The 15,887-nt window shown below is 33.4% G+C and carries 13 protein-coding genes; 11 read left to right on the top strand and 2 right to left on the bottom strand.

From position 1 onward, the window contains the following. Positions 1-342 precede the first annotated feature (342 nt). The 7 genes from H0I26_RS12425 to H0I26_RS12395 all read left to right on the top strand — a co-directional run bounded on the left by H0I26_RS12425 (position 343) and on the right by H0I26_RS12395 (position 9,730). Positions 343-2,649, top strand: a complete 2,307-nt coding sequence (locus tag H0I26_RS12425; protein ID WP_218699337.1) for a DNA topoisomerase 3 — start codon at positions 343-345, stop codon at positions 2,647-2,649. Further along, positions 2,639-3,226 (top strand): pseudouridine synthase, encoded by a 588-nt coding sequence (locus H0I26_RS12420; protein ID WP_218699335.1) that lies wholly within the window; start codon positions 2,639-2,641, stop codon positions 3,224-3,226. The genes H0I26_RS12425 and H0I26_RS12420 overlap by 11 nt, the downstream gene beginning before the upstream one ends. Before the next feature lie 73 nt (positions 3,227-3,299). Further along, positions 3,300-4,550 (top strand): mechanosensitive ion channel family protein, encoded by a 1,251-nt coding sequence (locus H0I26_RS12415; protein ID WP_218699333.1) that lies wholly within the window; start codon positions 3,300-3,302, stop codon positions 4,548-4,550. A 91-nt stretch (positions 4,551-4,641) separates the two neighbouring features. Further along, on the top strand, positions 4,642-5,328 hold the full coding sequence (locus H0I26_RS12410; RefSeq protein WP_218699331.1) for a TetR/AcrR family transcriptional regulator: 687 nt from the start codon (positions 4,642-4,644) through the stop codon (positions 5,326-5,328). Continuing rightward, positions 5,321-6,988 carry a peptidase domain-containing ABC transporter gene (locus tag H0I26_RS12405; protein WP_218699329.1) on the top strand — a complete coding sequence of 556 codons (1,668 nt, stop codon included), beginning with the start codon at positions 5,321-5,323 and terminating at the stop codon, positions 6,986-6,988. Before H0I26_RS12410 ends, H0I26_RS12405 begins: the two co-directional genes overlap by 8 nt. A gap of 1 nt (position 6,989) precedes the next feature. Next, entirely contained in the window at positions 6,990-8,345 is a 1,356-nt protein-coding gene (locus tag H0I26_RS12400; RefSeq protein ID WP_218699327.1) for an HlyD family secretion protein, read from the top strand. Between the two features lie 2 nt (positions 8,346-8,347). Beyond that, positions 8,348-9,730: a TolC family protein gene (locus H0I26_RS12395; protein WP_218699325.1), complete on the top strand. Its 1,383-nt coding sequence runs from the start codon at positions 8,348-8,350 to the stop codon at positions 9,728-9,730. A gap of 2 nt (positions 9,731-9,732) precedes the next feature. On the opposite strand, the gene H0I26_RS12390 is transcribed toward H0I26_RS12395, so the two are convergent. Beyond that, on the bottom strand, positions 9,733-10,533 hold the full coding sequence (locus H0I26_RS12390) for a hypothetical protein (RefSeq protein ID WP_218699323.1): 801 nt from the start codon (positions 10,531-10,533) through the stop codon (positions 9,733-9,735). 63 nt (positions 10,534-10,596) lie between these two features. Continuing rightward, complete coding sequence (locus H0I26_RS12385) at positions 10,597-12,573, bottom strand: thiamine pyrophosphate-dependent enzyme (RefSeq protein WP_218699321.1); 1,977 nt, start codon at positions 12,571-12,573, stop codon at positions 10,597-10,599. A gap of 156 nt (positions 12,574-12,729) precedes the next feature. Between H0I26_RS12385 and H0I26_RS12380 the strand changes: the two genes are divergently transcribed. From H0I26_RS12380 to H0I26_RS12365, 4 genes are all read left to right on the top strand, one after another. Beyond that, positions 12,730-13,677, top strand: coding sequence for an isopenicillin N synthase family dioxygenase (locus H0I26_RS12380; RefSeq protein WP_218699320.1), 948 nt, complete (start codon positions 12,730-12,732; stop codon positions 13,675-13,677). A gap of 80 nt (positions 13,678-13,757) precedes the next feature. Further along, positions 13,758-14,084 carry a translation initiation factor gene (locus tag H0I26_RS12375; protein ID WP_101018534.1) on the top strand — a complete coding sequence of 109 codons (327 nt, stop codon included), beginning with the start codon at positions 13,758-13,760 and terminating at the stop codon, positions 14,082-14,084. A 2-nt stretch (positions 14,085-14,086) separates the two neighbouring features. Beyond that, positions 14,087-15,016 carry a DUF1835 domain-containing protein gene (locus H0I26_RS12370; RefSeq protein WP_218699318.1) on the top strand — a complete coding sequence of 310 codons (930 nt, stop codon included), beginning with the start codon at positions 14,087-14,089 and terminating at the stop codon, positions 15,014-15,016. After that, on the top strand, positions 15,017-15,886 hold the full coding sequence (locus H0I26_RS12365; protein WP_218699316.1) for a nucleoside phosphorylase: 870 nt from the start codon (positions 15,017-15,019) through the stop codon (positions 15,884-15,886). It abuts the gene before it with no gap. Position 15,887: the final 1 nt, after the last annotated feature.

Below are 15,887 nucleotides of genomic sequence, written 5' to 3'. Positions count from 1 at the left end.
TTGATCAAGAGGTATGAAATCCCTTAAAATAGAAGATGAGATGCTCCTGTGTACTCAATTAATTAAGCAAAAAACAGAAAGCGCACCTTAAATTCAAGGCTTTAAAGTTTTAGATACTATTAATTAAGTGTTACTAATCAAGGTAATAAACTACGACGAAGCGCTAAAAAGCATTTCGTTAATAACTCCTACCAAAACCCTTTCATTACCCAAACTAATTCACTTATTTTGCAGGTCTGAATTTTACTCATTAAGTAAGCCATTTACCTTTTAAAATTATAGTATAATAACTAAATTTAAGGAATGTAATGGGTCTCTTTTTAAAATCATAGCTAATATCACATGAAAGTCTGTATTGCCGAGAAACCCAGTGTCGCCAGAGAAATTGCGCAAGTATTAGGTGCCAACACAAAACGTGATGGTTACTATGAAGGCAACGGGTATGCAGTAACCTACACATTTGGACATCTTTGTACTTTAAAAGAACCTAACGATTACAAACCCTATTGGAAAAGTTGGGATTTAAACAACTTACCCATGCTACCTGAAAAATTTGAAACTAAAGTCACCAAAGATTCAGGTATTCAAAAACAATTTAGAATTGTAAAAAGTCTTTTTGATAAAGCCGAAGTGGTTATAAACTGCGGGGATGCCGGGACAGAAGGAGAATTGATACAGCGTTGGGTATTAGATCAAGCTAGTTACAAAGGAGAAGTACAACGTCTTTGGATTAGCTCTCTAACAACGGAAGCTATTAAAGAAGGCTTTTTAAAGCTAGAACCTAGTTCTAAATACGATAATTTATATTACGCAGGATTTTCTAGAGCCATTGGCGATTGGTTACTTGGGATGAATGCCACCCGTTTATACACCGTAAAATATGGTGGATACAAGCAGGTTTTAAGTGTTGGTCGTGTACAAACACCAACTTTAGCCATGGTAGTTAATCGTTGGAAAGAAATCGAGAATTTTAAGCCTCAGCCCTATTGGGAATTACAAACTTTATATCGTGACACGTTATTTAGTTATGAGGAAGGTCGCTTTTTAAAAATGGAAGATGGTGAAAAGCTAGCAGAAATTGTAAAAGCACACGATTTTGAAATTGTCTCAATTACAAAGAAAAAAGGAAATGAATATGCACCAAAATTATTCGATTTAACAGGATTACAAGTATACTGCAATACTAAATTTGGATTTTCTGCAGATGAAACCTTGAAGATTGTACAAAAATTGTACGAGATGAAGGTCGTGACCTACCCTAGAGTCGATACCACCTATTTACCAAACGATATTTATCCAAAAGTAGCAGGAATTTTAAAAAACCTGACCAAATACGCTGTACTAACACAACCTGTTTTAGAAAAGAAAATTAAAAAATCTAAAAAGGTCTTTGATGATGCTAAAGTAACAGATCACCATGCCATTATTCCGACTGGTGTGCAAAGCAATTTACAGTACAATCAGCAACAAGTCTATGATATCATTACCAGACGTTTTATTGCTGTATTTTATGACGAATGTAAGGTTGCAAATACCACGGTTATAGGAAAAGCAGAAAGTGTTAATTTTAAAACTACAGGTAAAGAAATATTAGACAAAGGTTGGCGTGTTGTTTTTGAAACAAAAGACAGCCCTAACCGGGAAGCAGGATTATTACCAACATTTGTTAAAGGAGAAAAAGGACCACACGAACCTAGTTTTCTTGAAAAACAAACCAAACCACCTAATCAGTTTACGGAAGCGACACTCCTACGTGCAATGGAAACCGCAGGAAAGCAAGTGGATGATGACCAGTTGCGTGATTTAATGAAAGAAAATGGTATTGGTAGACCTTCTACGCGTGCCAATATTATTGAAACACTTTTTAGACGTAAATATATAAAACGTAATAAAAAACAAGTGTTACCAACAGTAACAGGTATTCAATTGATTGATATTATTAGAAATGATTTACTGAAGTCTGCCGAGCTAACGGGACTTTGGGAAAAGCAATTGAAAGATATTGAAAAAGGCGAATATTCCGCTTCAGCATTTATAAATAATATGAAAAAAATGGTAGATCAATTGGTCTACGAAGTAAGAAGTGAAAAGGTCGAAGCGAAAATAAGTTACACCAATAATAAATCAGAAAAAGCAACAAAGACTAAAACAAAATCTAAAACCACCACAAAAGGTATTGTTGGTAAAGCTTGTCCAAAATGTAAAAGCGGACAAGTTTTAAAAGGAAAAAACGCCTATGGTTGTAGTAATTATGGTAAAACATGTGATTTTGTGTTGCCTTTTAGTTTTGGCGAAAAAAATATTTCTGAAAACCAATACAAGCGTTTACTGGATAAAGGATCGACTGTGAATTTAAAAGGGTTTAAAATAGAAGGCGCTTCAGTTGAAGGCTTGCTTCGTTTTGATGATGCCTTCAAACTAAAATTAGAACCCAAGCAAAAAGCTTCAGCGAAAGCAAAAACAGGTTCGGATACCAATCCGTGTCCTAAATGTAAAAAAGGAACCATTATAAAAGGAAAAACGGCCTATGGTTGTAGTGCTTATAAATCAGGATGCGACTTTAGATTCAGCTATGATTTGATTCGTGAAAAAGCAAATGGTAAACCACTAACCAAAGATTTGGTTTTTGAGATTTTATATGGAAAATAACCACAAACACTTCAAAATATATAAACCGTTTAAAATGTTAAGCCAGTTTTCTAGCAATGCTGCTAAAGAACAACGTAAACATTTTTTAAGTGAGCTAGGTAATTTTCCTGAAGGTATTATGCCAATCGGACGCTTGGACGAGAAAAGTGAAGGTCTACTCCTACTCACTACAGATGGTAAACTAAGTGATCATGTTAACCAATCCGGAATAGAAAAAGAATACTATGCCTTAGTCGACGGAGCAATTTCCGCGGAAGCGATACAGCAATTATGTAACGGCGTAGAAATTGGATTTAATGGTAAAAAATACATCACAAAACCTTGCAAAGTTTTTAAATTACAAGCGCTCCCTAATTTACCTGAACGTTCTAAAAAAATCAGAGACGCTAGACATGGTCCAACAACATGGATTTCGGTAACTTTAACAGAAGGGAAATTTAGGCAAGTTAGAAAAATGACTAGTGCTGTAAATTGCCCAACGTTGCGATTAGTGCGTGTTAGAGTTGGTAAAATCCTACTGGAGGATATGCCTGTTGGTTCGGTTTTTCCGATAGACAATCTAAAAGAGATACTTTAACGTATCTTTAATTTTTAATCCAATAGTAATCAGATAAAACACATTACTTTTGTTATAAATTTCAACAAATTATATGATTAAATACGCACACTTTTTTTACGATTACTTTATCGATCTAGGATTAGCAAACATCACTTCTAAGTATCTGAATTTATTGGCGTTATCAATCTTAACGATAGTTGCGCTTTTATTATTAGATCTTTTAGTTAGAAAAATACTACGTTTAATTTCTGCTAAAGTCGCTGCTACGACTAAATCTAATTTTGATGATTTACTAATCGCTAACCGTGTGCCGAGAAATATAGCCCACATTCCTGCTTTATATTTGGCTATAGAAAGTATTCCGTTAGTGTTTAAGGATTTTGAAAATCTACATTTATTTTTTGAAAAAGGAATGCAAGTTTCGGGTATAGTATTAGGGTTATTAATCGTAAGAAGCTTACTAAATACACTTAAAAACTACTTTAAAACATTACCAAGATTAAGAGACAAACCCATAGACAGTTACATACAAGTCTTTATGATTTTTGCTTGGATTATAGGCATTGTTCTTGCTCTGGCTGTCATTGTTGGCGGGACATCCTTATGGAAAATACTAACAGGTTTTGGGGCTGCTTCTGCTGTTATTTTGTTAATTTTTAAGGATACTATTTTAGGTTTTGTTGCTAGTATACAAGTTTCTATTAACGATATGGTCCGTATTGGTGATTGGGTTACTTTCGAAAAATTTGGTGCTGATGGTGACGTTATCGAAATAAATCTAGCGACAGTAAAAGTTCAGAATTTTGATAATACAATTACAACCATACCAACCTATGCCTTAATAGCAGATTCGTTTAAAAACTGGAGAGGAATGACAAATTCTGACGGTAGACGAATTAAAAGACACATGTTAATTAAGCAAACATCTATTAAATACTTAACAACTGAAGATATTGAGCGTTTAAAGAAAATCGAAATAATTTCGGTGTATTTAAATACCATGCAGGGTAAAATTCAAAATTTTAACGACTCGCATTCCATTGATAAATCTATATTAATTAATGGCCGTAACTTAACTAATATTGGTGTATTTAGAAAATTTATTCAAACCTATTTACAACAACATTCTGCCATCAATAATGACATGTTATTAATGGCTAGACAATTACAACCAACCTCGCAAGGGATTCCCTTGGAGATCTATTGCTTTACTAAAGATAAACGTTGGGAAAGTTATGAGTATGTTATGAGCGATCTATTTGATCACTTCTTAGCAGCCGTTCCTTTTTTCGATTTAGAGTTATTTGAACTTCCAAGCAATAACAGTTTTACACAATCTTAAAACCTTATTTTTTTCGAGAAAGTTAATTAATAGTTAATTTGATTTCAATTTTAATAGTAATACTATTATATTTGCAATTAAATAAAATGTTATGCATACTTTACTAACAAATTTAAAGATCAATATTAACGAAAAAATCTACCTCAAAGATCCAGAATCTTCTGCATTGGGGAAACGCATAGTCGAAAACAGTATACTATTAATAGACGAAATAGGCTTTGATGCCTACACTTTTAAAAAACTTGGTGCTAAAATAGGTTCTAACGAAAGTAGTATCTACCGCTATTTTGAAAGCAAACACAAACTATTAATTTATCTCGCCTCTTGGTATTGGACTTGGTTGGAGTATCAATTAGTATTTACTACAAATAGTATTGAAAATACTACAGAAAAGATTGAGAGAGCTATTACTATACTCACTAGAACAACCACTGTAGATTCTAATTTCTCGCATATCAATGAAGTTATTTTAAAACGCATAGTTATAAACGAATATTCTAAATCTTACTTAACAAAAGAGGTTGATAATGAGAATAAGGATGGTTATTTTTTGGTTTACAAACGCTTAGTCAAACGATTGCATGACATGATTTTAGCTATAGATAGTAACTACCCTTATGCTTATAGCTTATCCAGTACTGTTATTGATGGTGCGTTGCATCAGCATTTTCTGAAAGATCATTTTACCACGATTTCTGACCTAAAAAAAGAGGAAGCTCCTACTAATTATTTTAAAGATTTAGTTTTCAAATCCCTAAACATTTCTACAAATGAGTAAAAAAATACTAACTGCATGGCAACGTTTTATTAGTTTATTAAAATTAGATCATAAAGACGTTAGGCAAGTCTTTTTCTATGCTATTTTTGCCGGCTTAGTTAATCTATCCTTACCCTTAGGGATACAGGCCATTATTAATTTATTACAGGCAGCACAAATTAGTACGTCGTGGATTGTATTAGTCGTGCTAGTAACAATAGGTGTCGTTTTTGTTGGAATATTACAACTCATGCAAATTAGAATTATCGAAAACATTCAACAAAAAATATTTACAAGAGCCTCTTTTGAATTTGCTTATCGCTTTCCAAAAATGAAAATGAGCGAATTAAATGGGTATTATCCACCAGAGTTAGCCAACCGTTTTTTCGATACTATTAATATCCAAAAAGGAATAGCTAAAGTATTGATTGATTTTCCTGCTGCGATTTTACAAATCGTTTTTGGGTTAATATTACTATCTTTTTATCATCCCTTTTTTATTATTTATGGTGCACTATTATTAATACTTATTTACGTTGTTTTTAAGTTTACTGCCGAAAAAGGATTAAGAACGAGTATTGACGAATCTAACCATAAGTACAAAGTCGCGCATTGGTTACAAGAAATAGCACGGTCTATTATAAGCTTTAAATTATCAGGGAAGACCAGTCTAGCGTTACAAAAAAATGATAGATTAGTAACCGATTATTTAGAGGCTAGAGAAAGTCACTTTAAGGTTTTAATTGTCCAATTTATTCAACTTATTGGCTTTAAAGTTTTGGTGACTGCTGGATTACTAATAATTGGTGGCGCATTGGTACTGAATCAACAAATGAATATTGGACAGTTTGTTGCTGCTGAAATTATTATACTTTTAGTTATTAATTCTGTTGAAAAATTAATTCTTGGACTAGAAACCTTTTATGATGTTTTAACCTCTATTGAAAAATTAGGAAAAGTTGTAGATAAAGATTTAGAACCGCAAAACGGAGCACTTTTAGACCTTGCAGATCTTGATTTTGATATAGAGTTAGACAATGTTTCATATAGTGTAAGTGATAGAAACACGCCTATATTAAAAGATGTGTCATTAAAAATAAAAGCTAAAGACAGACTACTCATCCAAGGGAATAGTGGTTCTGGGAAATCTAGTTTATTAAAACTTATTGCTGGCGTCATAACACCTACTCAGGGTAGTGTATATGTCTGTGAAAAATCTTTGACTAGTTTAAATATTAATAGTTACAGGTCAAATATTGGTCAGACATTAGTAGAAGAAACACCTTTTGAAGGGACACTGTTAGAAAATATCACTTTCGGAGATACCGATATTACTTTAAAGCAATTAGATTGGGCCATCCAAAATGTCGGGTTAAGAGATTTTGTTAAGCACTTACCTAACGGATTAAATACGATGTTGTATCCAGAAGGGAAAGGCGTTTCGTTTACTATTTCTAAAAAAATAATGTTAGCTAGAAGTATTGTAAAACAACCTAAGTTACTAATGCTTAAAGAACCGTTAGATCAATTTGAAGCCAAAGAAGCGCAACAATTAGTAGATTTTTTATGTCAACCGGAACACCCTTGGACATTAGTTGTGGTTAGCCAAAACATTATTTGGAAACCTAAACTTAATAAAACAATCATTTTAGATAAAGGTCAAATAATTAACACTAAATAACATGTTAAATATTTCAACAAATAGCGTCAATAAAAACATTGACATCAGTCGTTTTAAATCTGTGCAAAAAGCATTTAATAAAAAACACTACAAACACTTTAATCGGTTATTAATTATATTTGGAGTCATTGGTATTATTATACTGTTTCTCCCTTGGACGCAGAGCATTACTGCATCAGGCTTAGTCACCACATTAACGCCAGACCAACGCCCACAAACGATACAATCTCCTATTCCTGGACGTATAGAAAAGTGGTTTGTTAAAGAAGGTGATTTTGTAAAGAAAGGTGATACTATTCTATTTATTTCAGAAGTAAAAAATGAATATTTCGATCCTAATTTAGTCGAAAGAACAAGTCAGCAAATTAAAGCGAAAGCATCATCCGTGGTCTCTTATTCTGGAAAAGTAAATGCCTTAAATAATCAAATCGGAGCATTATCCAATGAAAGACAACTAAAGTTAGAACAAGCTAAAAACAAGTTGTTACAGAGTAAATATAAAGTGACCACGGATAGTATCGACCTGGAAGCTGTCAAAATCAATTTAAATATTGCAGAAAGACAATTTGGAGCCATTCAAAATTTATATGACGAAGGTTTAAAATCGTTAACAGAATTAGAGTCTAAAAAAGCAAAGTTACAAGAGACTAAAGCAAAACTAATGTCACAAGACAATAAGTATTTGGCCTCTCAAAACGAAGTCATTAATGCTAGAATAGAACTAAATAAAATTGGTGCGGAATATGCAGAGAAAATAAGCAAAGCACAAAGTGATAAGTTTACAGCGCAGTCTAGCGGATTTGATGCCGAAGCGCAAGTCACCAAGCTAGAAAATGCATATACCAATTACGCCATGCGTAATGACCTCTATTACATAAAAGCGCCACAAGATGGTTTTATTAATAGAGCTATAAAAGCAGGAATTGGAGAATCGTTTAAAGAAGGCGAAAAATTAGTGGGTATCATGCCCTCTAAATATGATGTCGCCATCGAAACATTTATAAACCCAATTGATCTACCACTAGTGCATTTAAATGAAGAATTTAGAGTGCAATTTGATGGTTGGCCTGCTATTATTTTTAGTGGTTGGCCCAATTCGTCATACGGAACCTATGGTGCAAAAGTAGTGGCTATCGAGCGTTTTATAAGTCCGAATGGAAAATTCAGAATCTTATTAGCACCAATGGAAAATGAACATGAATGGCCCGAAGCTATCCGTGTAGGTTCAGGAGCTAGAACAATAGGATTATTAGAAGATGTCCCTATATGGTTTGAATTATGGCGACAACTAAATGGCTTCCCTCCTAACTATTACCAACCAAACGGAAACAAAAGCGAGACAAAAGATAAAAAGTAAGAATGAAAAATATAATAATTATACTAATAACACTATGTCCTTGGATTTCTGGTGCGCAGACCTTAGATAGTTTGAGTTTTACTGAATATTTAGGTTACGTAAAACAATTTCATCCCGTTGTTAAACAAGCCGATTTACGTTTAGAAATTGGCCAAGCGTCATTAATGAAAGCTCGTGGTGGGTTTGACCCAAAAATTGAAGTAGATTTTAATGAAAAAGATTTTAAAAGTACTGAGTATTACGAGCGTCTAAATGCCACCTTTAAGGTACCAACGTGGTACGGTATTGAACTGAAAGCTAATTTTGAAGAAAATTCGGGATACTATTTAAATCCAGAAAATACAGTCCCAGACGATGGATTATATAGTGCAGGTATTGGATTTTCTTTAGGACAAGGTTTGTTAATTAATAAACGAATGGCTGCTATTAAAAAAGCTAAGTTTTTTACAACTCAAACAGAAGCAGAACGTAAATTACTAGTCAATGAAGTATTATATAATGCATCTACTGCCTATTTTGATTGGCTACAAGCTTATAACGAAACAAAGATATACCAACGTTTCTTAGCTAATGCTGAAGTCCGGTTTAAAGGTGTACGCTCTAGTGTGCTTGCTGGCGATAAAGCAGGCATTGATAGTTTGGAAGCAGGCATTGTTGTTAAAACTAGAACATTAGAATTAGAACAAGCCCAAGTCAAATTATTAAAGGCCAGATTACAAGCCTCCAACTTTATATGGCTAAACAACACGCCTGTAGATATAAATGATGCCGTCTACCCGACACTAACACTAGACGAGGAAGTGGATTCCATTCTAGCATTAGATGATCGCTTAGACTTAAACGTATCTGAACATCCAAAATTAGTTGCTCTAGGAAGTAAACTAGACGGAATGAATGTAGATAGACGTCTAAAAGCGAATAAGCTTTTGCCTATTATAAATGGACAGTATAATTTTTTATCCGAAACACCAGAAGTCGCAAATTCATTTAATGCATCCGCTTATAAAGCCAGTATTAATGTTGCTTTTCCTTTGTTTTTAAGAAAAGAACGCGGAGATTTAAAACTCTCTAAATTAAAAATTCAAGACGCTGAATTCGAGTTTTCAGACACACAATTACAAATTAAAAATAAGATTACCGCTTTGACTAAAGAGTTAGCGTCTTATAAGACTCAAAACCAATTAATAAAAACCATAGTAGCAGATTATGTAACATTGTTAAATGCAGAAGAACGTAAATTTACTTTTGGAGAAAGTTCTGTATTTCTAATTAATAGTAGAGAAAATAAATTGATAGAATCTCAAGTCAAAGCCATACAATTAGAGAATAAATTTTTTACCACAAAAGCCAAGTTATTTAATAGTCTTGGGTTGGTACCTAATTAAAACTATTCTTCTTCTCTAGAGCTTGAAGTTGATTTTGACTTATCGGCTTTTGTTGTGGCGTCTTTAGACTCTTCATCTCCATCAACACTTTGTTCTATAAGTTGTAATTTACTTTCTTCAGATTTGGCTAAAACGATTATGGCTTTACGTCCTGTTCTTAAATTCCATTGATTAGATATAATAATATTATTATTCTCATCAAAAATTCTAAGTTCTGCTGTATTTGGACCAGAAAGCCCTTGGTTTAATGCCTGAAATTCAATTCTAAATATCCCTTCGTCAAAATCTATATTAAACCCCTTAAATCCAGTAGTTAGCATCTCTTTAAGCACAACAACATCATCATTGATTATCACTCTAATCAAATCACCATCGGGCGCTCCAAAATCGCGATATTGTATATTCAATTTCTTAGCACTTGTTGTATAATTCCCTAAAAACTGATTGGTATCTGCAGGTAATAATAATAGTCGTTCTTCAACACTATTCATCTGTCTATCTAACTGTTTAGTGAAGACTTCGGCTGAACTTCTAAAATTATTTTCTTCTTTATAAATTGAAAAAGCTACTTTAGGTTTAACAGCAGTTACCACTTCTTTAGGAGCCTCAATTTCGTTATCATTATTATCATCGGGCTTAGCTTCTTCCGCTTCAGGCGCGGGTTCAATAATTAATTCAGGATCATCTTTAGGGTCTTCACTTTCAACAGCAGGAATAGCGAAACCATTATTCTCACTATCAATTTGGGCATAGCTTGATAGCGAAATAAAAAATAATATTAAAAAAGAAATATAAAACTTCATGGTGTTATGTTCTGTTATTTGCCGAAAATAAACCAAAAATCATACCTAAATGCCAAAAAAATATTAATACTCTAATAATTTAAGCAATTCACCTTCAAATTTGTCTCTAGAAAGGTATTGATCTTCTAATTGATTTATAAACGGTATTGGCGTATCCATACTAGCGACACGCTTAACAGGCGCATCTAAAAACTCAAAGCACTGCTCCATAATCAAAGCTGAAATATCACTAGCAATACCACCAAAAAGGGAATCCTCTTGCAATATAATGGCACGTCCAGTCTTTTTAACTGAAGCATAAATAGTCTCTGTATCTAAAGGTTGCAAAGATCTTAAATCTATAACATCTGCTTTTATCTCTGGATGTTTTTCTAGGGTATTTAAAACCCAATGGACTGCTGCTCCATAAGATATAATAGTAACAGCATCACCTGTTTGCAATGTTGCAGCTTTACCAAACGGGATTGTAAAATAGTCCGCTGGAACCTCTTGTCTAATACTTCTATACAATGCTTTATGTTCGAAAAACAACACGGGATTTGGATCATTAATAGCTGTAGCTAACAACCCTTTTGCATCATATGGAAAGGCTGGGTAAATCACTTTTAGCCCTGGGGTTTTAGTAAACCAAGCCTCATTAGTTTGACTATGAAATGGTCCTGCTGCTACACCTGCACCACAGGGCATTCTTAAAACGACATCCGCATTTTGATGCCATCGATAATGCGATTTTGCTAAATAATTAACCACTGGATTAAAACCAGAAGTCACAAAATCCGCAAATTGTAACTCGACAACACTTTTAATGCCTGCAATACTTAAACCCATAGCTGTTTCGATAATAGCCGATTCGCATATCGGCGTATTACGTACTCTGTCTTTTCCAAACTGCTCTAAAAATCCATCTGTAATTTTAAAAACACCACCATATTCGGCAACATCTTGTCCCATAATCACTAGATCTTCATGCCGTTCCATCGACTGTTTCAATCCTTCAGAAATAGCATCAATAAGTCGTAATTCATTCGTTGACACACCTCTTTTAACTTCTTGATAAACAGATTCTTGATAGACGTCATTTAATTCGACACTTTCATTTGCAACGATTTCAGTTTCCGCGAAAGCGATATCTAAATTATCACTAATTTCTGTAATATATTTTGCTTTTAATTCTGAAATCAAGCCTGTCGTTAGAATACCTTCTTGCAGTAAAAACTCTTGGTAATTTTCGATAGGATCTTTAGTAGCCCACGCATCCATTAATTCTTGAGGGACGTACTTTGTACCACTCGCCTCTTCATGCCCACGCATTCTAAAGGTTTTAAATTCGATTAGAATCGGACGTGGATTTTCACGCACACTTATAGCTAAATCATTAAGTGTATTATATACCTCTAAAATATTATTACCATCTATAATATGACTTTCCATACCATACCCAACAGCTCTATCCGCTAAATCTTTACAGTTATACTGCTCTGTGGTTGGTGTAGATAAACCATAACCGTTGTTTTCAATACAAAACAAAACAGGTAATTGCCAAACAGAAGCTACATTTAAAGCTTCGTGGATATCACCTTCACTAGTCCCACCTTCACCTGTAAAAACGGTAGTGACTTGATTTTTATTTTTTAATTTAGACGCTAATGCAATGCCATCAGCAACACCAAATTGTGGCCCTAAATGACTAATCATTCCCACAATATTATACTCTTGGGTTCCAAAATGGAAACTTCTATCTCGTCCTTTTGTAAACCCATTAGCTTTTCCTTGCCATTGCGAAAACAGCCTATGCAACGGAATGTCTCTGGTTGTAAAAACACCTAAGTTTCTATGCATTGGTAAAATGTACTCGTCTTTATGCATAGCAGAGGTTACACCTACCGAAATAGCCTCTTGACCAATGCCCGAAAACCATTTACTAATCTTACCTTGTCTGAGTAAAATAAGCATTTTATCTTCAATTAGTCTTGGTTTTAACATGCGCTTATATAAGTCTAAAAGCGTAGTATTGTCTAACAATTTTCTATCAAAAGTCATATCGGTTTTTTCTATAGCTGTAGCTTATAAATTTAAGCGTTTGTCAAATATAGAATAAATGTGCAAAAGTAAATCGCGGCTTTAAAAAAAATTATGACTACCGTTTTTCCAATGTTTTCGCTACATTTGTATATATTACACTTATAAAAAATAAAGATGAATAGCATACCTAGCGTTAATTTAAAGGATTTTACATCTGGAGATCCTGTTAGAAAACAACAATTTGTTGACCAAATAGGAAAAGCCTACGAAGAGATTGGTTTTGTTGCCTTAAAAGGACACTTATTAGATGAGACTTTGGTTGATAACTTATATAAAGAAATAAAAAACTTTTTTACACTACCATTAGAAACAAAGCATAAATACGAGATCCCTGGCATTGGTGGACAACGTGGTTACGTGTCTTTTGGAAAAGAAAGTGCAAAAGGTAAAAAAGAAGGTGATTTAAAAGAGTTTTGGCACTTTGGTCAATACGTAGAGGATGATGCAAAACGCGCTAAAGAATACCCTGAAAATGTTAGCGTTAATGAGTTAGCTAATTTTAACGAAGTCGGTAAAAAAGCATACCAAACGTTAGAAGAAACGGCTAAATACGTATTACGTGCACTGGCATTACATTTAGATTTGGAAGAAACGTATTTTGACAACTATATTCACAACGGAAATTCAATTTTACGACCAATCCATTATCCACCAATCACTCAAGAACCAGATAATGCTGTACGCGCTGCAGCACATGGTGATATTAACTTAATTACTTTGTTAATGGGAGCTCAAGGACGTGGATTACAAGTACAGAACAATGCTGGAGAATGGATTGATGCCATTGCTGAGCCAGACGAATTAATGATTAATGTGGGGGATATGTTATCTAGACACACTAATAATAAATTAAAATCTACTATACACCGCGTAATTAATCCACCTAAAGAACTTTGGGGAACCTCTCGCTACTCTATTCCTTTTTTCATGCACCCAATTAGTGAAATGAAACTAGATGTTTTAGATAGCTGTATAGATGAAGACAACCCAAAACAGTTTGACGATATTACTGCTGGTCAATTTTTAGACGAACGTTTAAGAGAGCTAGGTTTAAAAAAATAGCATTCAATTTATAGTCTCAGTCACAATCATATACAATTGTGTTACTGAGACTATAAATTATGGCCTATAAACGACACACCATGGATTTACAAGATCAATTAAAAAACCTCTTTCCAGAACACGAACCTGAAATTGTTGAAAAACAAGAAAAAGATAGTGCAATTTGGCTTCAAGACGACCCAATACTTTGCAAATACGAAAAACGTAAAGGAAAGCCTATAACTATTTTAGAAGGGTACACAGGAGCAACCGAAGATTTTAAGTTATTAGCTAAAGAGCTGAAACAAAAATTGAGTGTTGGAGGGAGTTTTAAAGACGATAAAATTATTATCCAAGGAGATTATCGTGATAAAATCATGGCTATGTTAAAGGAAAAAGGTTTTAATGTAAAACGCGTCGGCGGATAATTATGAGCGATAACAGTCTTCATATTACAAATGGTTCTAGCTTAACGGATTATTTAGCTAAAATAAACTTTAAAGGAGATACTTTAACTTGGCACGAAATGCTTTGTGAAGGTCCAACCGTAAAAGAAATTAATACACCTGAATTTTTCGAGGTTAGAAAAACATTTTTAGAACACGTGTATGATGTAGAATATGATATTGATAGTATTAAAAACGAGTTTAGTAAACTAAACGATGTTTCTAAATATACTGCTATTGTATTGTGGTTTGAATATGATTTATTCTGTCATATTAATTTAATTGCTGCTATTAGTTTAATTAAACAAAAAGGTATCGAACTTCCACTCTACTTAGTATGTAGCGGACGTATTGATGGTGAAAAAGAGCTAAAAGCACTGTCTGATTTATCAGAACAGCAACTTTTAAACGAATATGAGAATAAAATAAAGTTGAATGTGGATGATATTGCTACAGCCCAAAAAGCGTGGCGTATTTACTGCGAGGATGATCATAACTTATTAAAAGAGCTAATTGTTAGACCTTCTAGTTTTAAATATTTAAGCAATTGTCTGAAAGCACATTTAAGACGTTTTCCAGATACTAGAAGTGGATTAAACACTTTAGAGTACAATACTCTAATATTAATAAAAGAACACACCGTAACCTCTCGTAATCATTTATTAGGGTACTGCCTACATTATCAAGGCTATTATGGTTTTGGAGATCTACAGTTAGAACGTATGATTAGCAGATTAGAACTGTTTTATGACGAAACTGAAGAGACATTAACTTTAAATAGAAATGGTCATTTAGCTATAGAGCATCAAAAAAACTTCTCCAAACAAATAGATGTCAATTTCCAGTTTGGAGGGGTTAATAAAGCCGACTTCCAATATGATAAAAAAGAAAATAAATTAATACCAACCATTTAAATGGCTATACAAGAATCAGAATTAATTTTAAATCCAGACGGTAGTGTATACCATCTTAATTTATTACCTGAACATATATCAAATAACATTCTATTTGTTGGTGATCAAGACCGCGTAGAAAAAATTACAAAATATTTTGATTCTATTGAATTCACAATTCAAAAAAGAGAATTTAAAACACAAACAGGGCTTTATAAAGGCAAGCGTATAACGGTGATTTCTACTGGAATTGGACCAGATAATATAGATATTGTTTTAAACGAACTAGACGCATTAGTAAACATTGATTTAAAAACAAGACAGCCAAAAGAGACCCTAACTACATTAAATATTGTTCGTGTTGGGACTTCTGGATCACTTCAAAGAGATATTCCTGTAGACTCTTTTGTCATGAGTACTCATGCTTTAGATTTAAATGGGATGCTACATTTCTATCAAATTGATGCTATTAGTAATAATGATGTTGAAGACGCCTTTATAAAATTCACTAATTGGGATAGCAAAAAAGCAAGACCAATTGTTATTAATAATAGCAAAACTTTAGAAGCACATTTTGATAGTCCAAAAATGTACAAAGGGATGACAGCAACAGCTGGAGGGTTTTATGCTTCACAAGGTCGGGTATTACGTTTACCGCTATCTAACAGTACTTTAAACCAGAAAATGGATGCGTTTTCTTATAAAGATTTTAGGATTACCAATTTAGAAATGGAAACCTCTGCTATTTATGGTTTATCAAAATTATTAGGACACAATGCCTTATCTTTAAATGCCATCATTGCTAATAGGCCAAATGGAACCTTTAGCGAAGACCCTAAAAAAGTGGTTGAAAATTTAATACAATATACCTTAGACAAATTAGCAGAATAAT

It is taken from the genome of Olleya sp. HaHaR_3_96, assembly GCF_019278545.1.
Lineage (GTDB): Bacteria > Bacteroidota > Bacteroidia > Flavobacteriales > Flavobacteriaceae > Olleya.
This window is presented reverse-complemented; position numbering and strand designations above follow the sequence as displayed.